The sequence below is a fragment of the Streptomyces sp. SP17BM10 genome, from assembly GCF_036322405.1.
Classification (GTDB): domain Bacteria; phylum Actinomycetota; class Actinomycetes; order Streptomycetales; family Streptomycetaceae; genus Kitasatospora.
The window spans coordinates 1-225 of the sequence record NZ_JAQYXB010000087.1 but is presented as its reverse complement, the minus strand read 5'-3'; the positions used below and the strand labels follow the sequence as shown (position 1 = coordinate 225).

At 73.8% G+C, this 225-nt stretch carries 1 protein-coding gene; it reads left to right on the top strand.

Features of this window, described 5'->3' with window-relative positions:
• On the top strand, window positions 1-225 hold a 225-nt coding region (locus PUR71_RS00335; RefSeq protein ID WP_329924262.1), incomplete at both ends, for a hypothetical protein.

Genomic DNA, 225 nt, shown 5'->3' with positions numbered 1-225 from the left:
CTGCGGGGCTCGGCCGTCAACCAGGACGGGGCGTCGAACGGTCTGACGGCGCCGAACGGTCCGTCGCAGCAGCGGGTGATCCGGCAGGCGTTGGCGAGCGCGGGGCTGTCGGCTGCCGACGTGGATGCCGTGGAGGCGCACGGGACGGGGACGACGCTGGGTGATCCGATCGAGGCGCAGGCGCTGCTCGCGACGTACGGGCAGGACCGGGAAGTCCCGCTGCTG